Genomic DNA, 25,998 nt, shown 5'->3' with positions numbered 1-25,998 from the left:
CTCTCGAAAGAGCGGTAGCGGTCATACGACCCAATGTTGTCTGATATCCTAGCCTTAACTCAAAGTCGATCCTAAGATCAATCATTGAACGGTTTGTTGTTTTATTCTCATCTTCTCAAAGAACGTTTTGACTACCTGTGATTCGAAAGATTTAACTCATATACTCGATGGCTATTCTCTCTCTTTTTATTGAATCACTCTGTCAATTGTTATAAAAATCTCGTTTGATCTTTACCAGTAAAAACCTGCCGTTTTTACTATTTAAAGCCGCTTTTGGCTCGCTTTCTGAACTCTCGTTCTAGAAGCGGATGCAAAAGTAAGAAGCTTTTTTCTTATCTGCAAACTAAAAATGAAAAAGTTTTTAACTCTTTTCAGGATCATTTTTCTAGCACTTTTAACTACTAGTTTCTCCCTTATCATTCGAAGTTTTCAGTACATTAATCCAGCAACCTTTTGTCGCTTTCTCTTCTTGTTTTGCCCCGTTGTTTTGTAACGGGATGCAAAAGTAAGAAAATTATTTCTAATTCCAAGACTAAAGATGAAAAAGTTTTAACTCTTTTCAAGATCATTTTTCTAGCACTTTTAACTACTAGTTTCTCCCTTATCACTCTACTCCTTTCACTAAACTAATCCAGCAACCTTTCGTCGCTTTCTCCCTAACGGGACGCAAAGATAAGAATAAACCCTCTCCAAATCCCAAACAATATCGAAATTAATTTCTAAATAATTCCTAGCCCTTAGTAAGTAGCTAATTACCACCACCTAACACCAAAATTATATCGATACCTCACTAAAAAAATCCAGAAACCTTTCGCTCCCTTCCCCCTTAACGGGACGCAAAGATAGAAAGATATTGATCAAAATAACTAATCGGAAACTAGATTAATTGAACATTAATATTACTTGATCGATCAACCTATTATAGACCAGTAAGTTAAGTATATTAAAAAATTCAAATTTTGTGTTATTACTCTAATCAGAGAGATCAATTAGAGTAATAACACTCCTACATATGGAACACAAGCCCTACTCGACTATCTGTTGCCAATCGGTATGAAACACATCTTCTAGTGATCTATCTTTCCTCCTATAGGTATGAGACCCAAAGTAATCACGCTGAGCTTGTATAATATGGGCAGAGGACTGCTCGGAGGTAAATCCATGAAGATAATTAATAGCCGCCGAGAATACAGGCATGGCAATTCCCATTTGTAAGCTATATGCCACTGTATTAGCTAGTGTTAAACGCTCTCCTTTTAGTTGATGAATAAAGGAATCTATCAATAACGTGTGTTTTAAAGGATTGTCACTATACTCCTGAACCAGCTGCTCCATTAAGGAAGAACGTATGATACACCCATTGGTCCAGATACGAGCCAGTTCAGACAAATTGATATCCCACCTATACTCCGTTGATGTCGTACGAATCATTTCAAACCCTATGGCGTGGTTGACCACACGAGCGGCCTGATAAGCGACCTTTAACTCCGCAATCATAGTTTCGGTATTCTCTGAGGGATTCTTTGGGTAATCCCTATAGTGCTTTGAGGCCTCTACACGGGTAGGTTTGAATGCAGATAAACACCGCGCCATCACCGCTTCTGAAATGGTACCGAAAGGTGCACCAACCTCCAGTGCGGAAGTTGTAGACCAGCCTCCTGTCCCTTTCTGCTGAGCCGCATCATATATGAGCTCTACGAGGTGAACATCACCTTCCTTGACCATAAGTATATCCGCTGTAATCTCTAGAAGATAACTCTGAAGCTCTCCTTGATTCCACTCCTTAAATATTACGGCAATCTCATCGATCGATAAACCTGCCCCTTCTCGCAACACAGTATAAGCCTCTGCTATCAATTGCATCTCGGCATACTCGATTCCGTTGTGAACCATCTTGACGAAATGTCCAGAGCCCTGCAAGCCTATATTCGTGCAACAGGCTTTTCCCTGTTGGTCTCTGGCGGCAATCTGCTTGAGATATGGTAATACCGCATCGACAGCTTCTTTGTCTCCCCCTGGCATAATAGAAGGCCCCTTCAAGGCTCCCTCCTCTCCGCCAGAAACACCACAGCCTACAAAATGAATAGAATGCTGGTTCAAAAGATCTATGCGACGCGTGGTGTCGTGGTAGTGAGAGTTACCTCCATCTATTATGATATCTCCTTCTTCCAAAAATGGAAGTAAATCCTGAATCACATGATCCACTGCTGGCCCAGCGTTGACCATAAGCATAATTTTACGAGGAGAGATCAAGGTCTTTACAAATGAACTAAGGTCATCAAAAACCTGAAGATTAGTTAAATGCTTATTCGTCGAAGCGAAATTCTTAGCCACATGTTCCTCACCAAGCACTGACCTATTGTAAGCAGATACATTTATATCGTGATGGGCGAGGTTGAGTGTAAGGCTCTTGCCCATCACACCTAAGCCGATCAGTCCCAAATCGGATTTCTTCATATTCATATTCTCTATTATCTCTGACACTATAGTTTTAGGTGGTTTAGCAATATCGACATTGTATGCGTACCTAGGTGGCTCCATCGTCTCCAACTGAGTCTGCAACAACTCTGGTTTGAAAAAATGTCCCTGCCTGTTACTCAGCCTTTGTTCCAGAAGTTCACGACTACCTGACAAATACACCCACTGGATCGGGAGATGGCAATATTGACCCAGCGTCTGCCTGTAGATTTCCTTCAATGCAGAACAGGCGAGTATTCCTCCTCTATTCTTCGCTTGGACTGCCAAATGGCGCGCCATGGATTCTAACCACGGCTGACGATCTTGGTCATTAAGGGGTTGGCCTGATGCCATTTTCTCCTTGTTTTCAATAGGATGAAAATCATCTCCATCATCAAAGGGTATTTTCAATGCCTCAGCTAGTATTGTACCAACAGTACTCTTACCCGACCCGCTGACCCCCAAGACCACAATAATGGATATTTGTTTCTTATTATTCATTCAGCAATTCAAATTCTCCTTCTAATCCACTTTTCGCATTTTCTGCTATCCACACTTTGAATACTCCTGACTCTGCTACCCAATCGCCCGATGCATTGTAGAAAATTAGATCTTTTTGGGTGATTCTAAAATCAACCCTAGCTTGTTGTCCAGGGTTCAAAATCAAACGTTCGAATCGCTTTAATTCCTTTACCGGTCTCGTGAGGCTACCGAATCTGTCCTGCAGGTAAAGTTGTACAATTTCCGCTGCCTTTACATCTCCTGTGTTTCGTACTGTGGCTGATACTACTAAGGTGTCGGTCGGTTTGATTCTATCATCCGATATAGTCAAATCACTATACTCAAACTGGCTATAGGTGAGACCATATCCGAAAGGATACATCGGTTCGAACCCCTCATCGAGATAATGCGAAGTATTACCCAAGGAACTTTGCCATGCATGTAATGGAATATCATCAATATGCACAAAGCTCTCTTCGTTCGCTGGCCGACCTGTACTTTTATGGTTATAATAGATAGGGATCTGTCCGACAGACTTAGGCCAAGACACTGGCAGCCTACCACTAGGAGAAGCTTCTCCAGACAGCAAATCAGTCACCGCTGGCCCTGCCATCGTACCTGGATGCCAAGCAAACAATACGGCATCTACCTCCTCTATAATATTACCTAATGTGATCGGACGCCCCGCCATTACTACCAGTACTATTGGTTTTCCTGTTTTCGCCAGTTCGTGAATCAAATCCTCCTGTCTGCCGGGTAAGCTAATATCTGCACGACTGTGCGCCTCTCCTGACAAAATAGCCTCCTCACCTCCGAAAAACAAAATGACCTCCGAGCTCTTGGCCACTTTAATTGCAGACTTGAATCCAGAAGTCGACTGATCACGGCTATATGACAATCCAGAAGCATACTTGACTGCTTCACCATACTTTCCCTTTAAACTAGTAAGCGGTGTGACCGAGTGTTTTTCGTCTCCGTCAAATATCCAAGTGCCCAACTGTTCTCGTGGTGCATTCGCCAACGGACCTATGACAGCTATATTCTTTGTCTCTGACGAAAGTGGTAGGACCGACTCGTTTTTCAGCAAGACCATGCTTTGGATTGCCATTTCTTTGGCCGCTTCTAAATGCTCTTCTGCATACAGCACGTCCTGATTGGGATCAAAATAGGGTGACTCGAATAGTCCCATCCGAAGTTTGATACGCAAGATATTTTTCACCTTCTCGTCCAACTGCTCCATCGACAACCGTCCTTCGTTGATCAACTGTTTCATATTGTTTTCATACGCGTGACTGGTCATCTCCATGTCCAGTCCAGCACGTGCAGCACTGTATGCTGCCTCCTTTTCATTGGCACTGTATCCGTGTGCTATCATCTCCGTCACGCTGTTCCAATCACTCACTACTATACCGTCAAACTTCCAGTCATCTCGCAATATTTGTCTCAAGACATATTCATTGCCCGAAGCTGGTACCCCATTGACTTCATTGAAAGAACTCATAAAGCTGGCTACACCTGCATCGGCTGCTGCTTTGAATGGCTTCAAGTATACATTGTGCAACAACGGTTCACTGATCACAGCGGTATTATAGTCTCGTCCTCCTTCAGCTGCACCGTAGCCTATAAAATGCTTGGCACATGCTGCCATAGAGTTAGGGTTAGACAAGTCATCGCTTTGAAATCCTCGTACAGCGGCCGCTCCCATCATGGATGTCAAATAAGGATCTTCTCCAGAGGACTCTGCGATTCTCCCCCACCTCGGATCACGAGCAATATCAATCATAGGAGCAAATGTCCAACGGATACCTGTCGAACTGGCTTCTATCGCTGACACTCTAGCCCCCTGCTCTACCAAATCAGGATTCCAACTGGCTGCTTGTCCTAAAGGAATCGGGAAAATGGTTTTGAACCCATGAATCACGTCACGTGCGAAAATCAATGGAATACCATTAGGGCTCTCTTCGACGGCTATGCGCTGCAGTTCGAGGATAGATTCTTTACTCTGGACATTGAGAAACGACCCTACTCGCCCGTCTCGAACCATTTGTTTTAGTTCTTCAGATATTCCGTTCTCACGAGAGGATGTCCCTCGCTGATTGAGCTGTCCGAGTTTCTCCTGCAAAGTCATTTTGGAGAGTAAAACACTTATATACTCCTCGTCTGGATCGTTGGTTTCTGATGGTGTTTGCCAGCCAACCATTGTGAGCATGATGGAAACCGGTAGTATGAACAGTAGTTTGGAAACGAGTTGTTTTTTCATCGAGTAAATTCTGAAATATCTTAAACACCAAAACTACCAAGAGAGGCAATAGAAGTCCCTTGTATATATTTCAGAATGGATGGGTAAATATATCAATGCGAAAACTTGACAGGAAATCAAGTAAAACAAAAAAGCCCACAAGTTCTGGTATAGCTAGAACTTGTGGGCTTTTTCAATACTCCTTTTCGTTACTGATTGAGTTGAAACACTTGAAGAGGCCCTTGGTTATTGGCCACTACTATGGTTTTGGTACCGTCATCTAGCAACTGTACCTTCTTGGCATCATACGGAACAAGCAGACCAGACTCCATCATACTCTGCGCTGCAAAGTTTCCCTGTCCATCGCCTAACATGACTAGACCAATACCTCCATCGTTTCGCGGTGTTTCTATCTCTGAGGCATACAATCCGCCAACAGATACTAGATCTAGGTTTCCATCACCATTCAGATCATTGACCAACCAATCATTGATCGTAGAAAACTGCGCTTCATAAGGCAATTCATGCCTCACCAGCTTACCATCTTTGTTCTCCAAATACACACTAGCAAAATGCTCCACTTGAAAATGGTAGGAGCTATCGAGCATATCGTCCCCGAAGATGTCCTGCATACTCGCGGTAGAAAAAGAGTTGTAATCTTTGTAAGCTACCTTGATCGCTGGAATCTGTTGCGACGAGCATTGACGCCCTCGGACGGGATACTCCTCTCCTTCGTTGTGATAGCTGAGGACTATGTCGCTTTTGTTGTTGTTATCAAAATCATCTGCATAGATACCAAAAGGCGCCTCTGGACTGGCCTGATACTTATAGTTCCTGCCCAAGTTACCAAGGACATAGTCCATGTCTCCATCACCATCAAAATCACCCTGATCTATGCTAAACCACCACCCGGTGGTATTGCCCGCTAACCACTGTGTACTCTGATCTTCGAACCCTTCTTCAGTTTGAATGTATGCTTTGATGGACATCCATTCCCCTACAACCATCAAATCTGTCAAGCCATCAGCATTGATATCAGTCCACAGAGCATCCGTAACCATACCTATATTGGTTAGTTCAGGTAAGAGCTCATCAGTCACGGGCTTATATTTGAGTTCCCCAGTTTCCACCGTGTTTTCTAGCAAATAACTCTGCCCTGGATAAGGATAGTTTTGTGCAAAATGCCTCCCGCCTACGAAGAGATCCAAATCACCATCTCCGTCATAGTCATACGGTCGTACACATCCACCACTGTGGTACATCATCGGTAGCACATTGACACTACGTGTAAACACACCCTTTTCATTAAGAAAAAGTCGATCTTGATAATTTTGATGCCCTGGAGCATCTTGATTACCTCCGCTCACTACATAGAGATCCAAGTCTCCATCTGCATCTGCATCATAAAATACAGCATCTAAATCCTCGTGCCATATATTGTCCTTAGCATCCAGTAGCTGAGACACAAATTCTCCTGAGTCCGTTTGCATGAAAAGTTGACCCGCATAACCAGATGCAGCTCCTAGGTAGAAATCTTGCTTGCCATCACCGTTCACATCTGCAGCAGCCAGTGCTGGGCCAAAATTGGACATCTTGTGAGGGAGTAGCACTTGGACTTTAAAATCATTGAAATCGTTTTCGACATGAATAACTGATTTGCCCAACTTGTCCTTTGTCACTTCTGTGAGCAATGATTTCCTTTTTGGTGCAGTAGCATATTGCTGCTGGCTATCCATAGTTATCACTAAGGTTTGGTTAACCGGTAAGTCAAACCGCTTTTCGATCACTTCACCGTTTTTGACTATCCAGATAGAATCTACTTTGATTGCGTTTTTCAATCCGAAGTGCAACAAAGGCTCTACGGCAGACTGAAAACCACGAACGGGATTGAGTTGTCCTGTTTGCATTTGTCCATCGGTATATACCTTGACTTCAGCACCGTATGCCGAATTATTTGACTCCTTACTCGTGAATGAAAGGCGCAAATAATTACTCCCTGCGATATTCTCACTATTGTTTCGGTAGATGAGCGCTTCACTGTCGATGTTGTTGACGACCAAATCAAGATCTCCATCATTGTCCAAATCACCATAGCTCGTACCATTAGAGAACCCTACAAATTCAACTCCCCACTCTTGGTTCACCTTTTCAAATCCCTCACCTTTTTTATTCCTAAAAATGAAGTTGTCTATCGGCTCAGAAGGGATACTGTCAGACAAAAGTTTGAGTTCATGATCCGATGCTCTGTCGAGTTTGCCATCCAGTGGAATGAAAAAATCTCGATTATTAATCTCTTTTCTGGTTCCATTGGACACGAACAAGTCTTTGAATCCATCATTGTCAAAATCCGCGAGTAAAGGTGTCCAACTCCAGTCCGTAGAAGAAACGCCTGAAACCCATGCGACATTACTCATGACTGGCAATCCATCTTTGATCCCTCGATTCAGCTGTAGACTGTTATACATATACTGATAATGAAACCCACTGTTAACAGTCGACCAAAACAATGCAGGGTTCATACTGGCCATGTTGGCTTTGGATCTGCGGTTGTTGGCGGCAGACATATCTACTTGGATCAAGTCGATAAGACCGTCATTGTTGATATCTGCGGCATCTGACCCCATGCCATAGAAGCAGGTCTGTTTGGTGATCTGCTGTAGTTCGTTTCGAAATGTACCGTCTCCATTGTTGATATAGAAATAATCAGGCGTACTAAAATCATTAGACACATAGATATCCTCCCAACCGTCTTGGTTAAAATCTACAATACTTGCACTCAGACTCAACCCAAACGAGAGCAATCCTGACGCTGCTGTCGCATCGACAAACACACCGTCTCCATCATTTCGATATAGGTGGTCGCTTTTCTCTAGGGTTGGATTATTGACCAGATTGTAATAAGTAAAATTACTCGTGTTGAACCTAGTAATAGGATAGTTGGTCACGAACACATCTAAGTCGCCATCATGGTCATAATCGAGGAATGATGTTTGGACAGAATTACCCGGATCGGCTAGCCCATACTCCACGGCTGATTCGGTAAACGTCAAATCGCCGTTATTAATATAAAGTTCATTGGTTCTATCCTCGCCTAGTCCAGCGACACTATAGTATAAATCCATCCACCCATCAGAGTTGATATCTACGATACTGACTCCTGTGTACCATTTGGTCGTATCACCCTCAAGGTTCGCAGAGTTAGTGAGATCTTCGAATTGCAGGTTGCCCTTGTTGAGGTAGAACTTATTTGCGACCATATTTCCAGTAAAGACAAGATCTTGTAGACCATCATTGTTAAAGTCTGCGATGGCTACCCCTCCTCCCATATAGAGATAGGGATACTTAAAATAATTGAGGCTGTCTGATTCTGTAAGGGTGTTGGAGAAAGTGACCTTAGAGTGCTCACTTTGAATTCTATCGAATCTTTTATACTGCGGATCGTCACATGAGCCTAAAACAAAAACACCCACGACACACCACAAAGACCAAAAATTAATTTTCATAACTCTGCTTACTTATTGTATTCTGTAAATAAAAAAAAGGGCTGAATATTCCAGCCCTTTCCAATTGTTTTTTCTAGAACTTATTGTCCAGACCAAGCATCATTCTGCGTTAAATTCTCAGATATATCCAATGCACGCAATGGAACTGGGAATATGTTATGCTTCTCCGTATATGTATTCGCAGAGAAAGTAGTCACTGTTCTCTTTTCGTTTGCAACGAACTCGTTGATGATATCAACTGCATAAGAAGGATCATTTTGACTCCACCTTCTCAAGTCAAACATTCTATGTCCTTCCATAGAGAGCTCCAGTCTTCTTTCGAACCTTACCATCTCAACAGGATCAGTAAATGTAAGCAAAGTATATGGCTCTATCGAATAAGCCGCAGCGTCCGTAGTACCGTCCTCTGCTTTGACTGTCGTAGAGGTCTTGGCACGGTTCCTGACCTCATTTACTAATGCCATCGCTCCAGCAGCATCACCTTGCTCAGCTTTCGCTTCGGCAGCCATCAATAGTACGTCTGCGTATCTGATCACATTGTAGTGAATACCAGAGAACTGCTGTCCCCAGTCGCCTGTACCCATTGTACTAGTTTCACCTGATTTATAAACATTCTTCTTAGGTAGATAAGGTCCTGCATCTGCCTGAGCTCTCACCCAATCAAACCCAGCATGAATACCATAACCATTGTACTGTATACCTCTACGACCAATTGTATAATCCAACCGTGGGTCTAAATCACCAGGATACGGAGTAAATGGATCCTCAGATGTCAAACCGTAATCGTTGTTGATATCTGTATCATTATAGGTATCGATCTCTGGCAAACCAGCAGTCGTCTTAAATGCATTAGCTAAATCTTGTGTTGGCTGATAAAACCCACAACATGTGCCTAAAGGACCACTACCTGGAAAGTTCAATGTCCCACCTTTGTTGCCATTGGCATTATTAGTAGCTCCATCATTCGCTTCGAACTGGATAGAGAATATTGCTTCCGCAGAATTCTTACCCGCTGCGTTGAAATTATCATTGAACTCCGCATTAAGTGCATATGGGCCGTTATCAATCACATCATCAAGCATAGTCTCTGCTGCAGCCCATTTTTCTTGATACAAGAGTGCTTTACCCATATAAGCTTTTGCAGTCCATGAGCTAGCTCTACCCGCTCCATTGTCAGGAGGCAAGTTGTCAATCGCAAACTGAAAATCAGCCTCTACTTCTGCCCAAACGGGACCTTCATTCGGTACGTCAGGATTTTCTATCGCAGTGATCTCATCTACATAGGCCACATCACCATAGAGTCTGGTCAACTCAAAGTAATAATGTCCACGTAAAAATCTAGCCTCAGCAATTTTGGTAGTTAAATCTACATCTTCGATCGTATTGGCTAGTGCAATCACTGCATTGGCTCTGTTTGCTCCGGCATAAAGCGCTACCCACTTACTGTTGATAAAACTATTACCTGTTGTCCAATCATAAGTTTGCAATGCATGTAACAAAGGCTGGTCACCATTGGTACTACCCTTGTGCGAATCATCTGTCAAGGCATCCATCCACCAGTTGTCACCAGTCGGTTCCCAATCACCTACTACTCCTACTTGGCCATCCAGCGCACTATATGCTGCGGTCAGAAGTAAATCTACCCCATCCGCATTGGCTAGAGCCGCGTCACTCAAAGCACCTTTATTAGTACCTTCAGAAAAATCTTCACTACATCCCAGTACAACCAAAGCTGTAAGGATGTATGCTATTATATGTTTTTTCATCTTGTTTTCCTTTTAAATATTAAAAATCAACACTTAAACCAATGAGGTAAGTCTGAGACGTAGGGTAGCTACCAAAGTCAATACCTGTGTCTATATCACTGTTATTGAATCTTCCGATTTCTGGATCTAGACCGCTATATTCTGTGATGGTAAACAGGTTAGATGCCTGTACATAAATTCTAGCTCTAGACATAGCAACACGAGACACTACTGATTCGGGAAGCGTATATCCTATCTGAATATTCTTCATTCTGAAGTAAGACCCATCTTCTACAAAGTAGCTATTGGCTTGTGTCTCTGAGTTGGTTACATTCCTACTCAAAGCAGGAACACTCCCATTTGGATTAGATGCTGAAAATGCATCTAGCACTCTCGTACTTCTATTACCATCATAGAAACTTGCAAAATCTGTAAATATTCTCGTATAGTTGTAAATCTCGTTTCCTTGCGACCCTGTAAAGAACATAGCTAAATCAAAGCCTTTGTATCCCAAATCGATATTGATACCATAGGTAAAATCTGGATTGGGACTACCTAGACTGGTTCTGTCATCGTCCGTGATCGTACCACTATTATCTATATCCGCATATCTGAAACGTCCAACACCATCTGCTGGCGTGGCAAAACCTTGATCAGGAGCAGCGAGCACTTCAGCTTCATCTTTGAAGATGCCAATGACCTTTCTACCATAAAAACTAGAGACAGGGCCACCTACAGCTGAGTTCGTAAACGTGATCCCTCTTAGGTTTCCTCCCACGATACTCGTTCCAATATCGTTTGTTTTAATAATCTCATTTTTATACTTAGAGAATTTCAAACCGATATTATAAGTGAAATCTGAGTTAGTACCCTGATTACCATAGTTCAAACTGATATCAAACCCTTTGTTATTGATTTCCCCATTGTTAATATATGGATTACCATTACTGGCTACTGGGGCTGTTGATGGCAAAGAAGTAGAGATAATGTTATCCTTACTGGTCAAATTGAAATAATCGAATGTCAACTCTAATTTATCGTTAAGTAATCCGACATCCAATCCAAGGTTTTGCTGAACAGATCTTTCCCACGTCAAATTCGCATTCCCTGGTGTTGACAAAACAGCCCCTGGTGTATATACTCCTCCGAAGTTGTAAAATGCCAGTTGATCGTTTGCTTGGTTAACATTAACTGTTGGGGTAGCGTTAGGAATACTTTGGTTTCCCATTTCACCATAAGATCCTCTCACTTTCAAATTAGAAAAGAACTCAGGAATGAAAGCCTCTTCACTCAAGACCCATCCAGCACTCACTGCAGGAAAGACTCCAGTATTGTTACCATCCTGGAATCTAGACGTCTTATCTCTTCTCAAAGTAGCCGTTAGAATGTATTTACCAGCATAGTTATACTTGAGCTGACCGAAGTAAGAGAACAGTGTAGTTGTGTTGCTCTGTGACTGTTGTATAGAAGTCGCTCCTACACCAAATCCTAACAAATGGTTGTCTGGTACATCATTCAACAAGAAATCTTGCTGTGCAACCGAAGTAAACTCAAAGTGATCTTCGATAGCCTCAATACCTCCAAGGAAGCCAATGTTATGATTGCCTACTGATTTTTCGTATCTCAGTGTATTTGTAAACACATACCCTGAGCTGATATATCTTCCCGTAATCAGCGAATTAGTAGTAATCGCTTCGCTATGTTCTGGATTGAGAGAATTAAATACATCACCCACTCCTGATCGATAGTTGACCCCTATATTAGATCTAGCTGTCAACCCATCGATGATATCCACCTCAGCATACGCATCTCCATAGATTCTCATGTTGGAATTGTTATTATTCTTAGCCCGGGTCATAACAGCTAACGGGTTCTGTGCGTTACCCAAACCAGCAGCTGACTGATAAGTACCCGCGAAATTTCCTCCATCGTCATAAGCCGGCATCAATGGACTCGCTCTGTACGCTAGGCCCAGTGGGCTATCGTCACCATTTTGACCTGGAAATAAGATTTGTCTAGAATATGCAAAGCTTAAGTTTTGACCAATTCTAATTCTTTCTTTGATACTAAACTCTGTATTGGCTCTCCCAGTATATCTATCATATCCAGTACCCGTCAAGATACCTTCTCTATCCATGTAGCCCATAGACATCATATACTTACTGGCTTCTGTACCACCATTCACGGAGATGTAATAGTTCTGATAAGTAGCATCTTCGAAGATTTGGTCAAACCAATCCGTACCACCGCTGGTAGCTGTCAGTCTGTTAGACCCTGCATCATACGGCAGTGATGGATCACCTCTGTAGTAATCAGACATACTAGGTGTATCACCACTTCCAAACTGTGGGTGTCCCCAAGCTTCATCACCTACTGACAATCCATCATTCCTCATACTTTCCCAAAACACTTCTCCAAGCTGCTCGGAATTCAACATATCCGGAGCAGTTACTGGTGTCTGCACACCATAAGAGATATCCAAAGTAACTTGTGGTTTTCCCGAGATGTCATAGTTGCCCTTTCTGGTCTTGATTACAATCACACCGTTGGTCGCTCTAGCTCCATATACAGAAGATACTGCTGCATCTTTCAGTACAGTCACACTCTCGATATCACTCGTATTGAGATCAGTCAAGAAATCTGGATCATTGGTTTGATACCCATCGATGATGTACAACGGATCATTATTACCCGTAGTAGCGATACCACGAATTCTTACGATCGGTGCTGCTCCTGGACTACCATTCGATACGACAGTCACACCAGACAAACGACCTTGGAAGCCTTCTGCAGCTGAAGTAGATGGAATAGAGAAAGCTTTCTCTGTATCCAAGGCATCAATAGATCCTGTGATGGTTTTCTTTGATTCGGAAGAATAACCCGTCACAATCACTTCCTGTAGAGAAGCAATATCCTCTTCTAAGCTGACATCCACAACAGAACGAGAGCCTATGGCTACTTCCTGCGTTTTCATACCAATAAAAGAAAAAACAACTGTCTGAGCATCTGCTCCGACTGAGAGTGAATAGTCTCCAGAGATATCTGTGACTGTTCCGTTGGAGGTTCCTTTTACTAGAACACTCACGCCTGGCAATTCTTCGCCAGTAGTTGAAGTCACTTTACCTCTAATGGATCTGTCCTGCGCTTGAACACTAAAACAAACTAGTGCAACCAGCATCAGGGATAGACTCATTAAGCGCTTCAACTTAATTTTAACTTGTCTAAGTTTAATCATGCTAATAGATTTAATAATTAGTAAATAGATTTAGTAATAATCGTCTTCCAAACTTCCTATTTCAAACACTGCCAAGCGCACGGGATTTGTCACAAAGGGAACGGGTAATTATTGCAATCCCCTCTTATACAGCTTAAAACAAGGTTTTTAGTTTATTTTTTCTTTCACATCGTGAGCATATTCCGATGGATTTACGCCGTATTGTTTTTTGAAACAATCTCTGAAATATTGTAAATCATTGAATCCTACCTGATAAGTAATCTCTGAGATGTTCAGTTCATCTTGCCTAATCAACTGCGCTGCTCTTTTAAGTCGAATAGAACGGATGAACTCGTTGGCTGACTGGCCTATCAGTCCTTTGAGCTTTCTATACAATTGCATGCGGCTCATTCCTAGTTCTCGTCCAAGATCATCCACATAAAACTCAGAATTAGAAATATTCTCCTCTATAACAGCTACCGCTTTAGCAATGAACTCCTCATCTCTTGATGCGATTTTTACATTCTTCGGGTTGATGTTGAAAGTGCTCTTGTTGAGCAATTGTCCACGAATTTGGTCTCTAGTCTTGAGGGCGTTCCTCACCCGTAGGCTCAGTAACTTTGGATTAAATGGCTTAGTAATATAGTAGTCCGCTCCTAATTCAAATCCGGTCAAGGCACTGTCATTGGAAGCTTTAGCCGTGAGTAATATCACGGGGATGTGACTCGTCTTGACATTAGATTTAATCTCCTCGCATAACTCAAGACCATCTTTGCCCGGCATCATCACATCAGATATGATCAGATCGGGGATAAACTCCTGTGCCTTTGACACACCATCGTTTCCATCCTCAGCCTGAATCACTCTATATTCTTCTTCCAATATACTCTTGATGTACAACCGTATATCGGTATTATCTTCTGTGACCAGAATTAAGGGTAGTTTTTTATCTTCTTCCTCGGCAATCTGATCATTAGATGAAGCGGACTTATAAAGCGACTCTTCTATCTCATAGATGCCTTGATTGGCGGATATAGGAGCTACTTGTTCGTCTTCCAATTCAAAATCCTCTGCTTCAAAATGCATCGTCCCTTTAAACAAGTGTACTTCGAAACTCGTCCCTTCATTTTCCTCACTCTTAAACGCTATGTGCCCATGGTGCAACTCGACCAATTCCTTTGTCAGAGATAAACCTATGCCAGTCCCTTTACTCTTCCGTGACTTGTGGTCACGGACTCTATAGTATCGATTGAATATGTAATCTTGGTCTTCCTGAGGAATCCCTATACCGTCATCCTTAACCTCCAGTACCACTTTATCCTCCTCCTCTCGGAGCGATACGGTGACCTTCCCATAGTCATTGGTGTATTTGAAAGCATTGGACAGCAAATTCACTACGATCTTCTCCAGCTTATCTTTGTCAAAAGACAATTCAACAGCACCTTTAGGCATTACAACCTTATAAGCCATGTTATTGCGGCTGGCTAAGGATGAAAAGGAATGAACTATGGGCTTCAAAAATGCAGTTACGTCCTTGGTCACGAGTTCCAACCTCATCTTACCAGACTCCAGTTTGGACAACTCTAATAACTGATTGATCAGATTTAGCAGATTCTCGGCATTGCGTAGCATCATGTGGACTTGCTCCTCATTACTCACATAGTTTCTTTTCTCAATCATGGCCTTCAGCGGTCCCAATATCAGGGTCAATGGCGAGCGAAACTCATGTGAAATATTCGCAAAGAAGCTCGACTTCATCTGATCCAATTCTTGCATTTTGGACAACTCCATGTGCTCGACCATGAGCTTGGTCTGCAAGCGTTCTCTATTGATGATCACCTGAAATGCCCAGTAGAGCACTCCCAGCAAAAACATCGAATAAAGGACATAAGCCCACACACTAGCATACCATGGCGGATCAACAACCAAAGAAAAAGAAGCCTCTTGACTACTCCACTCTCCACCATTGTCAGTACCTCTGACTTCAAACGTATAACTCCCCGGAGGTACATTAGTATAATATGCCTCCCGACGGTTCCCCGCCTGTTGCCACGTCTTATCGTAGTTCTTCAACCTATAGGCATATTCATTTTTACTGGTTTGACTAAAATTGATTTGAGCAAACTCAAAATCAAAATCGTTCTGGTCATAATTGAGCCTCACCTGCCCCCCTTCTATCAATCCCTTTTCTAGATAGACGCCTGCCATATTCTTAATAGACTCGTTAGAGACCTTAAAATCTACCAAATAAACCTTTGGCTCTTCGAAGACATCCGAAACTTGCGCTGGGTGGATCACATTGAATCCGTCAACTCCCCCAAAGAGTAACGCGCCTGTTGACAGCTTGAAGCTCGAATGTTTGAAAAACTCCATGGATTGCAACCCATCGTTGAGATCAAAATTTCTAACTTTTCCAGTTTCTGGGTCAAATCGCACCAATCCCTTATTCGTACTCATCCACAGCATCCCTTTGTCATCAGACAAAATCGAATGAATCACCACATCAGCAAAACCTTCGTCATACCCATACCTCGTAAAACTGTCATTTTCGGGATTGTACAAATTCACTCCCCCAGATGTACCCACCCAAATATTGCCCTGATTATCTTCTAGAACACATTGGACGGTATTGTCACTGATAGTTGTCGTATCGTCGGCAGAGTGGTTGAACCGTCTAAAGACTCCTGTAGATGGATCTTCTAGGACATTGAGTCCCGCACCTTCTGTCCCAATCCAAAATCGACCTTTGCTGTCTTCGAAAATATATCTCGTCAGATTAGAACTAAGACTCTGCTCGTCATCCTCATCATGTGTAAACACTTCGAACGTCTCTGTCTTGGGGTCATACACCTGAATTCCACTGCGAAAAACTGCAAACCAGAGCTTCCCTTCTTTATCCTCCCTGATAGAAAACACATTCTCCCTGCCTTCACGTACCTTGATCCCTGGCGGAAGTTTAAACTTCTTGAACGTAGAGCTGCCCTTTCGTTTGACCAGCGCACCACCTTGCCAGTTCCCCACCCAGACATTTTCCTGACTGTCGATCATCACGCTGAGTACCTGATTGCTCATCTGGGGGTACTCATCCTTTCGATAGTGGGTAAAACTCTCTGCCTCAGTGTCCCAATAATCCAGACCTCCTCCATCAGTTCCTATCCATACGTTCCCTTTTTTGTCTTCATAGAATGAACTTACGGCATTGTGTGTTAGAGACGTCTCGTCGTAGGGATTATGTTTATAGACGGGAAATTTTCGATTTCCTTCATCTAGTTTAAATATCCCTTTGTTAAAAGTCCCTACCCAAATCACTCCTTTTTGATCTTCGAAGAGAGACCATATAGAGTTATTCTTGATGCTATACTCCTTCTTAGAATCAACGGTGTACCAGTGATACGCTCCATCATCCGTATCTAGAATACCCAAACCATGGTTTTCGCTCCCAATCCAGAGTCGCTGTTTTTTGTCCTCTATCAAATCAAGCACAAATGGCTCTTCATCCTCTTCGCTCTTGATCACCATGTGTTCAAACCTATACTTTCCTCTATCATCGTAGGAGACTCGATCTACTCCTCGATCTGTACCAAGCCAAATATGCCCGTCGCTACCACCAGTCATACATCGGATAATGTTCGAATAAGGACTATTGACATCCTCTTCGTCGTGTCGATAGTGTATAAATCGCTTGGTATTGGTATCAAATAGGTTCAGGCCACCTCCCCATGTCGATACCCAGAGATTGCCACGGCCATCGCCTATGACTCCTGTCACGGTGTTAGAAGAAATCCCCCAAGAATCATTTTCATTGTGACGATACTGTACGATGACCTGATCTTGCGCTCTCCACATGAATAGCCCTTTTCGCTCCGTCGCAATCCATATATTGCCTTTTTGATCCTCATAGAATGCATTGACCGTCACATGATCCAACTCGGGATACCGTTCTGCGGTGGGCAGTTTACCGAATGTACCATCGGTATCGTTATAGATGCAATATCCTCCTGCCAGCGATCCAACAAATACTCGATTGTTAGTACCTATATAAAGCGATCTTATATAATTGTTGCAAAGGGATGTAGAATCACGCTCATCGTGCATGAAACTCATCATGTTGATACCGTCATAGCGATTGAGACCGCTTCTAGATCCTATCCATAGAAACCCTTCTTGATCTTGAGCCATGGCAGACACTGTGTTTTGGGATAGTTCCTGATCAATGGTAACAAACTGATAGTCCGAAATCCCTTGCTGAGAAAAGAGCAAAGAAATCGTGATAAGATTGACCAAAAAGTATATCCCTAGTGCTTTCATAATACATTGTTTACCGCAAATAATTCAAAAATACCCGTAAGTAAAATAGCCTGAACAAATACCCTCGCCTCTTTGGTATATATACCTCTGTGCGAAAATGCCCTTCTAAATCATCTTTGTGATTCAATATTTTATAACCAAGTATTTCATTCTAATGATTACAAAATATACAAAGTTTATAGCAGGTATAGTGACTATCTCTATATTCTATTTGGCATCATGCCAACAAAGTACGCCGCAAACAAATAGCGACCAAGACGGCAGAGTCACCGAACTCATGAGCCAGATGTCTGTAGAGGACAAAGTAGGCCAGATGACGCAGATCACACTGAGCATGCTCATGAAGGATAATCAGCTCAACATCGAAGAGTTGAAAAATGCCATCATCAACAAAAAAGTTGGTTCAATACTCAATGTCAACGGTACACCACTGAGCATCGAAGAGTGGCACGAGCTACTCACCAGCATCCAAGACATCGCTACAAAAGAAACCACACTAAAAATCCCTGTGTTATATGGTATAGATGCCATCCACGGGACCACATATACACAGGGTTCGACGCTCTTTCCGCACAACATCGGAATGGGTGCCACCCGAAACCCTGACCTAGTCAAACAATCGGCTAAAATCACCGCACTAGAAACACGTGCCTCTGGTATCCGATGGAACTTTGATCCAGCACTAGGTATCGCTCGACAGCCACTATGGTCTCGATACGAAGAGATGTACGGCGAAGCAACTGTGCTGTCTACCGTACTCGGCAGTGCTGCAATCACCGCATACGAAGAAGATGGACTAGACCAAGTCACAGCTGTTGCCTCATGTATGAAGCATTTCCTCGGATACTCTGTACCCTTGAGTGGAAAAGATCGGACACCTGCCTACATCCCTGACACGCAACTCCGAGAGATCTTCTTGCCTCCATTCGAGGCGGCCGTACAGAGTGGCACCTCTACTGTTATGATCAATTCAGGTGAAATCAACGGAGTACCCGTTCATGCGAGCAAGTACTACCTCACGGATATCCTCAGAGGAGAACTAGGGTTCGAAGGACTCACTGTGACGGACTGGGAAGACATCATCCGCCTACATGGCAGGCACCATGTCGCTGCGACACCAAAAGAAGCCGTCAAAATCGCCATCAATGCAGGGATAGACATGAGTATGGTACCAGTAGACTACAGTTTCTTCGACTACCTCGTAGAACTCGTCAATGAAGGAGAAGTACCTATGTCGAGAATCGACGAAGCGGTATATAGAATTTTGAAGTTGAAATATGATCTCGGGCTATTTGACAATGCCTATCCAGAGCAGGAAGCAATAGCCAATTTTGGCAAAGCGTCCTACAAAGATGTCGCACTGAATGCTGCGCTAGAGTCTATCACACTACTGAAAAACGAAGGACAAACGCTACCGCTCGACAAAAATGCAAAAGTCCTCCTCATGGGACCAGCAGCCAACAACCACGGCTCGCTACACGGATCATGGTCGTACACTTGGCAAGGGCAAGATGAGAGTCAATTCGCTAACGAAACATTGACACTCAAGTCAGCTCTAGAAGCCAAAATCGGCACGGGTAATGTCACTTGCAATACCACTGCTGTATTCGAAGATGCTGCTAATACAAGCGTTGATTTCTTGAAGAAAAATGCTGCTAAATCAGACGTCATCATACTCGCAATCGGAGAAAAATCTTACGCAGAGTCACCAGGAGGTATTCACGATTTGAATCTCGAAGCAAACCAAATCGAACTCGCTAAGGCAGCTTATGCCACTGGCAAACCCGTTGTTCTACTAATCGCACAGGGGAGACCGAGAGTTATCTCGCCCATCGTAGAGGGTGCGGATGCAATCGTCAACCTGTACCGCCCTGCTAGTCAAGGAGCTACTGCGACCATGGAGATTCTATTCGGAGATTACAATCCGAACGGGGTGCTCCCTTTCTCCTACCCAAGACATGCGGGAGACATTCTCCTCTATGACAGAAAGCACACCGAAGAGGTGACCGAATTCATCCCAGATTCTTATGGTGGTGGGGGGTACAACCCTCAGTGGGCATTTGGACATGGACTCAGCTACACGACATTCGAGTACGGAGACATCCAGTTGGACAAGAAGGCATACGCCAAAAATGAAACTATCACAGTAGCGATCGACATCACCAACACTGGGGACAGAGATGGCAAACTAGCCATAGACCTATTCGTTTCGGATCTCTATGCCTCAGTGACGCCTAGCTATAAGAAACTCAAGAAATTCAGCAAAGAGAATTTCAAAGCAGGAGAAACCAAAACGGTAACCTTCACGTTGGATGGCAAAGACTTGACCTACATCAATGCAGAAAGCCAAAAGACCTTAGAAGCAGGAGAGTTTACAGTAAGTATCGGTGACAAAAAATCAACGTTCGAGTTAAAGTAGTTCACTACATAGACTAGATATTGGTTTTCGCTTTTTTTGATTTTAACACTTAATAAAAGAGCCGATGACAAACTCTTTTGCTTCTTCCTTAGCATCAAATGCCTAGGAGATTTAAACACATAAGTTTTTGATTTGAAACCTCAGGGTATACACGCTGAGGTTTCTTTTTTTTATATAGTCCTGCCCTAAATGGCTTAGCGATTCTCATGTTTCTTTTGGGCACGATGCTCTCTTTGCTTGAAAACAAACTCCGCTAAAAAACAACCAACAACAATAGACGCAGCAATGTAGACACTCAAGCGATTGGAAGTGAACTGCTGTGCAATCAGTGCCACCAGCGCAACAGCACAAGCCACACTCCCTACACCCGATATGAGCCTATTACCCTTGATTTCTTTGGACAGTCTATAGGCTACTAGGTTAATGACCGAAAAAATGAACAAAAAACCAACACTACCAGCCGTCGAGATACTCTCTAAAGCCAATACATTGACCGCTACCAAAGTAGCCACAGAAGTGATCAACAACCCAATTGGTTGATTCCAAAACATTCCTGTAAACTGATGAGGGGCTTCATCATCTTCTGCGATCTCATAGTTGACCCTGCTCCCACCATATAGGGACGCATTGATGGCCGAAAACGTAGAGAGCAACGCCGCAACAGTAATAACGGTAAAACCTATCTGCCCCAACATAGGCTTGGCGGCCTCTGCCAGTACATAGTCCTCCGCTCCTGCGATCTGATCAAATCCCAAAGAGCCTACTGTCACGCATGCAATCGTGATATAAAGAGCAATGACAAATATCACAGAAATGGAGTAAGCCTTGCTAATGTTTTTTTCAGGATTTTCGATATCAGGGGCCGCATTAGCGATGAGTTCGAATCCCTCGTACGCTACGAATATCACCATCCCAGCAGACACCAGATGAAATGGTGACTCCCAGTACTGTGGCGACAACTGCTCCAAATAGGGATTACCAAATAACCCGTAGACTCCTACTGCTACAAAGCCCAGTAAAATCACCAATTTGGTCACGACGGCTATGGACTCTATTTTACTCACCACAGCTATACTGTAATAATTAATCCCCGTGGCAAAAATCACAATCCCACTAGCATAAATATGGGAATCGATGGTTTGATCACCAGTCATAGAGAGTAGGTTGGGCGCATAAGAACCAAACGCCGAAGCATAGAGTGCAAGCATAATAATGTAGCTAATCCATAGCAGATTATTCACCCCACCACTAAAAACACCTATACCAAACCCTTGATTGACAAATCTCACCGTCCCTCCTCTATCTGGATAGGAAAATGACAATTTGCTATAAGAGTAGGATGTGAGCAAGGCAATTGCTCCCGCTATCAAAAAAGAAATAGGTGTCCCGCCTTTGGCAAGATTCGTAGCTAATCCTAGGACAGCAAATATCCCTCCTCCCACCATACCTCCTACCCCGATGGATATGGCATCTCTTAGTTTGATCTTTGTTGGCATACGGTTCTTGGTTTCACAACTTGGTTCGGATTCAAATATAGAAAAGAAAGCCTCCTGACACTTAGAAACCTAAGTTCGATTAATAAATCTTGTTTTAGAGTTCTTCAATAGGCTTTCACAACACCTCTCCCCAAAAGGCTTTTTTACTCCCATATAGCTCAATTTTAAAAAATATATTTACTTTAATTGAAATGGGGCGAGGGTTATGTTTGCAGGAAATGTAAGCCTATAGTATAGGCTTCCCCGAACTTAGACGATCTGAGTTACCCGCATTGAAATTACTAGGCTAATAAATCCCCAAAAAGATGCAAGAATATTTATACGTGAAAAAATCCGACGGAAACAAAATGGGTACTAACATGAACAAAAACACGGATTTGTGCTACGACTTTTTTTTGAAGACAACACGCATGGAGACGATATGCTCCATGCCGTTTACATGACTTTCGAAAAAACATTAAAATCAACACCTAAATAACAGCGCTTGTACAGTCACATGTGCTATACGGCGGGCTGTCTAGCGATAACCAACGCAAACTCAACGAATAGGAAATGGAAGGAGATGACATCAAGAGAATTTCGAGACTGACTGCCATACTAACACAGTTGCAGACCAAAAGAATCGTAACGGCAGCAAGCCTTTCCGAAAAATTTAGGGTCACGCGACGAACGATTTATCGGGACATAAAAGCACTAGAGAAAGCCGGCGTCCCGGTTTTGACCGAAGAAGGCAAGGGGTATACCCTAATGGAGGGATTTAGAATCCCTCCAATCATGTTCACCGAACAACAAGCCAACGCCTTGATCCTAGCCGAACAATTGGTTTTGAAAAGTAAAGACGCCTCATTTGTACAGGACTACTCGGAGGCTATGGATAAAATCAAGTCCATCTTCAGATATACGATCCAAGACAAAGCCAACCTATTGGCAGATCGAACCCAATATGACGAAGCGCTGAATCAAGAAAGAAACAGCTCCAATTTATCTGACCTACAATATGCACTCACCAACTACAACCTGGTCAAAATACAATACATCAACAAGGAGGGCATAGCCACTGACCGAGAGATTGAGCCATTTGCCATACTAAATTCAGAGAATTGGTATTTGATCGCGTGGTGCCGTTTGCGAGAGGAGTTTCGTTTTTTTCGACCCGACAGAATTCAAAAAATGGACGTCCTTACAGAAAAATTTGAACCCCACAAGATGAGTTTACAAGAGTATTTTGATAAATATCAATAACTCTTTCGAACCCTTGACATAAGGCTGTCTCATGCCTCCCATACGTTTGCCTCACATCTTTAAAAAAACATAAAAATGACAAACGTAATGAACTCACCCCTTGATAAAACAGGGTTTCCCAAGCCTACTTTCATATCGGCCAATGGCGTAGAACTAGAAGTCTATGAAGCAGGTCGACAAAATACAGGAAAACCGATTGTACTATGTCATGGCTGGCCTGAGCATGCCTTTTCTTGGCGCTTTCAGATCCCTGCACTTGTCAAAGCTGGCTACCATGTCATGGTCCCAAACCAACGAGGGTTTGGGAACTCATCCGCTCCATCCGAAACAACAGCCTACGACATTGCGCAGCTAACAGGTGACCTAGTGGCTCTACTCGATCACTATGGATATAAAAAGGCCACTTTTATCGGACATGATTGGGGGGCAAATATTGTATGGGGGCTTGCACTGTTGCATCCAACACGGGTAAACAAAGTGATAAACTTGGCTTTGCCTTATCAACAAAGAGGAGAAAAACCTTGGATCGAACTCATGGAAGAAGTCTTTGGAGGAGACCACTATTTCGTTCACTTCAATCGACAGCTAGGAGTTGCCGACGCGATACTGGACGAAAACAAGGCACAATTCCTGCGCAACTTGTTCCGCAAGAATGTACCTCTTGCTCCACCTGATCCCGGAATGTTGATGATGAACCTTGCCCGAGCCGAAAAACCACTCGGTGAACCGATAATGAGCGAAAGCGAATTGGCAGTTTTCGTTTCCGCCTTCCAAACATCTGGGTTTACTGGAGGTATCAACTGGTACCGAAATCTAGACCGAAATTGGCACCTACTGGCAGATGCAAACCCAATCATCCCACATCCTACACTGATGATCTATGGTACACAGGATATGATCCCTCAGTCCGAAAGCCTACAAGAATTCGTCCCTAATGTAGAAGTAGTCAGTCTAGATTGCGGCCATTGGATTCAGCAAGAAAAACCCGAAGAAACCAATCAAGCCATCTTGCAATGGCTGAAACAACAAAATGAATAAGTAAATAGAGACACATTCTCCTCAAAACCGAACAGATTGGAGAAACTGGTTAAAGAAAAATCACCGGTTGAAACAGTCTGTTTGGTTTGTCCATTTTTAGGTCATCTACGAAGACCCCTTCTATCCACTGGAGGAGGCAGTAAATGAGGTCCTTTGCTTTGGATGAATAGATCACATAAAAAACTCTTGACAAAGAAAAACGGTTCTTGGTCATTGTACCCAAACGGTAATTTTCATTAAAAATAGCGATTGTAACAGCTGTATATGAGACGTAGTTTTGTTGAAAACAATATTAACTATGTCCAAGATATTAGACACTCTCAAATCATATTGTAAGGGGCCAATTCCAGAAAGATTGTATAGCTTTTTCACTTCAGAAGTTGAAAAATACAATGATTGTAAAATTGCCAATCTACCTGGATGGGATCCTGAGAGCACGTTTGGTTTGAAATTTTCAAAGGACACAATCGAAGAACTGCAAGAGCGACATGGAGATTGGATAGCAGACGGATCAGCGAATGATCGCTGTGAGTACATTGCCTTTTCTAGTTTGATTGATCTCGATTACGAAGATAAACTTACCGATTTTATTGCTGTCAATATTAGTGACGAAAATTGTCCCGTGTATTTTGGCAACCATGAAAATGGTCAATTTGAAATGATCTATAACAGTCTAGATTATTTTTTGGCTTATTTGGATAAAGAAGAAGCAAACCCTATGGAAGGCTTTACATCACTATATGAAAGCGCGAAGAGTGCTTTTTATAATGGTGATAATGAACAAGTGATAGAGGGGGTAGCTCCTTTTTTCGAACAACATGAAATAGATCCTAGTAAACCAGGCCCTTATATGAAGGAAATCCCTGATGCATTGAATTTATTGGCATGTGCCTATTATGACAGAGATCAACCAAACCAAGCTCTGGCTTATTTAGACCAAGCCTGTAAAGGCTTCTTCTGTAGAAATGCCTACTTAAACAGAGCGAAATTTATCATGGTATCTTCTGACTATGAGCGAGCCATGGAGCAATGCAATCAAGGCTTGGAGCGATTCTCAGATGATTACGCTACTTCCTTCCTCAATCTATACAGAGGTGTTATCTACGGCATTTTGGAGCGATATGATGATGCACAAACCTGTTTTGATTTGATGACTGGAAATGTCGAAAAATCTGACTTTGATATCCTGACTCCCGTAGCTGCGGTTTATACACACTATACAGAAAGCGACGATTTCGAAATGGTTTTCAACAAGGTAGCAACCCTGATCAAAGAGAGTGAATGATCCGCACATGCGATGAAATCAACGAAATAGCCAAACAATAGAAGCCGTACCGCCCCAAGGTTCTCACCTTGAAGATGCCAGACTAAATGAACACGCTAGGGGTAGCTTCATTAGCTAAAAACATACATCCAAAAACCCGCGCAGATGTAGTCCCAAACCTACTGAAGTTTTTCCTAAAGTCTGCTGAGGTTTTGCCGCAAGACACAGTAGGTTTTGTCTCAAACTCGTGCAGGTTTTGCCTAAAATCTACACAGACTTTTATTAAATCTGCGCGGATTTCCCTTCAAGTCCGTGCAGACTTTACATCAGATCTGCGCAGGTTTTCCTTCAAGTCCGCGCAGACTTTACATCAGATCTGCGCGGGTTTTCAGACACACATCAAATGGCATTGAAAAAGGGAATACTCAATTGAGACATAGCAAGAGTATATGTGAATTAACAGGACTTAAAATCAACCCACATGAAGCTTATATAATTTCAGAGAAATTAAGCTTAGATGGACACCTAACTGTAGATGAATCAGATAAATGGGTGTTTTCTATTAATTATGA

11 protein-coding genes are annotated in these 25,998 nt (G+C 42.8%); 4 read left to right on the top strand and 7 right to left on the bottom strand.

Annotation, left to right across the window (positions count from 1 at the left end):
• Window positions 1–1,026: 1,026 nt before the first annotated feature.
• From gndA to BGP76_RS17880, 6 genes are all read right to left on the bottom strand, one after another.
• Window positions 1,027–2,958 carry an NADP-dependent phosphogluconate dehydrogenase gene (gene gndA / locus BGP76_RS17905; protein WP_119845701.1) on the bottom strand — a complete coding sequence of 644 codons (1,932 nt, stop codon included), beginning with the start codon at window positions 2,956–2,958 and terminating at the stop codon, window positions 1,027–1,029.
• On the bottom strand, window positions 2,951–5,218 hold the full coding sequence (gene bglX / locus BGP76_RS17900; RefSeq protein WP_119845700.1) for a beta-glucosidase BglX: 2,268 nt from the start codon (window positions 5,216–5,218) through the stop codon (window positions 2,951–2,953). The genes gndA and bglX overlap by 8 nt, the downstream gene beginning before the upstream one ends.
• Window positions 5,219–5,406: 188 nt before the next feature.
• Window positions 5,407–8,700: an FG-GAP-like repeat-containing protein gene (locus BGP76_RS17895; protein WP_119845699.1), complete on the bottom strand. Its 3,294-nt coding sequence runs from the start codon at window positions 8,698–8,700 to the stop codon at window positions 5,407–5,409.
• Window positions 8,701–8,780: 80 nt separating this feature from the next.
• Complete coding sequence (locus BGP76_RS17890; RefSeq protein ID WP_073125040.1) at window positions 8,781–10,466, bottom strand: RagB/SusD family nutrient uptake outer membrane protein; 1,686 nt, start codon at window positions 10,464–10,466, stop codon at window positions 8,781–8,783.
• A gap of 19 nt (window positions 10,467–10,485) precedes the next feature.
• Complete coding sequence (locus BGP76_RS17885) at window positions 10,486–13,680, bottom strand: TonB-dependent receptor (protein ID WP_119845698.1); 3,195 nt, start codon at window positions 13,678–13,680, stop codon at window positions 10,486–10,488.
• A gap of 147 nt (window positions 13,681–13,827) precedes the next feature.
• A complete protein-coding gene (locus tag BGP76_RS17880) occupies window positions 13,828–17,967 on the bottom strand; it encodes a two-component regulator propeller domain-containing protein (protein ID WP_119845697.1) in 4,140 nt (1,379 codons plus the stop codon).
• Window positions 17,968–18,121: 154 nt separating this feature from the next.
• Here BGP76_RS17880 and BGP76_RS17875 point away from each other — a divergent pair, with 154 nt between their 5' ends.
• Window positions 18,122–20,386 carry a glycoside hydrolase family 3 N-terminal domain-containing protein gene (locus BGP76_RS17875; protein WP_119845696.1) on the top strand — a complete coding sequence of 755 codons (2,265 nt, stop codon included), beginning with the start codon at window positions 18,122–18,124 and terminating at the stop codon, window positions 20,384–20,386.
• Window positions 20,387–20,580: 194 nt separating this feature from the next.
• Here BGP76_RS17875 and BGP76_RS17870 read toward each other — a convergent pair whose 3' ends face one another.
• Entirely contained in the window at window positions 20,581–21,882 is a 1,302-nt protein-coding gene (locus BGP76_RS17870) for an APC family permease (RefSeq protein WP_119845695.1), read from the bottom strand.
• A 552-nt stretch (window positions 21,883–22,434) separates the two neighbouring features.
• Between BGP76_RS17870 and BGP76_RS17865 the strand changes: the two genes are divergently transcribed.
• The 3 genes from BGP76_RS17865 to BGP76_RS17855 all read left to right on the top strand — a co-directional run bounded on the left by BGP76_RS17865 (window position 22,435) and on the right by BGP76_RS17855 (window position 25,447).
• Window positions 22,435–23,124, top strand: a complete 690-nt coding sequence (locus BGP76_RS17865; protein WP_119845694.1) for a YafY family protein — start codon at window positions 22,435–22,437, stop codon at window positions 23,122–23,124.
• 75 nt (window positions 23,125–23,199) lie between these two features.
• Window positions 23,200–24,162 carry an alpha/beta fold hydrolase gene (locus tag BGP76_RS17860; protein WP_119845693.1) on the top strand — a complete coding sequence of 321 codons (963 nt, stop codon included), beginning with the start codon at window positions 23,200–23,202 and terminating at the stop codon, window positions 24,160–24,162.
• A 298-nt stretch (window positions 24,163–24,460) separates the two neighbouring features.
• On the top strand, window positions 24,461–25,447 hold the full coding sequence (locus BGP76_RS17855) for a tetratricopeptide repeat protein (RefSeq protein ID WP_119845692.1): 987 nt from the start codon (window positions 24,461–24,463) through the stop codon (window positions 25,445–25,447).
• Window positions 25,448–25,998 lie beyond the last annotated feature (551 nt).

The sequence above is a fragment of the Reichenbachiella sp. MSK19-1 genome, assembly GCF_003590315.1.
GTDB lineage: Bacteria > Bacteroidota > Bacteroidia > Cytophagales > Cyclobacteriaceae > Reichenbachiella > Reichenbachiella agariperforans.
This window is presented reverse-complemented; position numbering and strand designations above follow the sequence as displayed.

Bases quoted from the DNA above. Each gene is read 5' to 3' on its own strand.
- bglX (WP_119845700.1), bottom strand. From the start codon at position 5,218: ATGAAAAAACAACTCGTTTCCAAACTACTGTTCATACTACCGGTTTCC.
- BGP76_RS17860 (WP_119845693.1), top strand. From the start codon at position 23,200: ATGACAAACGTAATGAACTCACCCCTTGATAAAACAGGGTTTCCCAAG.
- BGP76_RS17865 (WP_119845694.1), top strand. From the start codon at position 22,435: ATGGAAGGAGATGACATCAAGAGAATTTCGAGACTGACTGCCATACTA.
- BGP76_RS17880 (WP_119845697.1), bottom strand. From the start codon at position 17,967: ATGAAAGCACTAGGGATATACTTTTTGGTCAATCTTATCACGATTTCT.
- BGP76_RS17875 (WP_119845696.1), top strand. From the start codon at position 18,122: ATGATTACAAAATATACAAAGTTTATAGCAGGTATAGTGACTATCTCT.
- BGP76_RS17870 (WP_119845695.1), bottom strand. From the start codon at position 21,882: ATGCCAACAAAGATCAAACTAAGAGATGCCATATCCATCGGGGTAGGA.
- BGP76_RS17890 (WP_073125040.1), bottom strand. From the start codon at position 10,466: ATGAAAAAACATATAATAGCATACATCCTTACAGCTTTGGTTGTACTG.
- gndA (WP_119845701.1), bottom strand. From the start codon at position 2,958: ATGAATAATAAGAAACAAATATCCATTATTGTGGTCTTGGGGGTCAGC.
- BGP76_RS17855 (WP_119845692.1), top strand. From the start codon at position 24,461: ATGTCCAAGATATTAGACACTCTCAAATCATATTGTAAGGGGCCAATT.
- BGP76_RS17895 (WP_119845699.1), bottom strand. From the start codon at position 8,700: ATGAAAATTAATTTTTGGTCTTTGTGGTGTGTCGTGGGTGTTTTTGTT.
- BGP76_RS17885 (WP_119845698.1), bottom strand. From the start codon at position 13,680: ATGATTAAACTTAGACAAGTTAAAATTAAGTTGAAGCGCTTAATGAGT.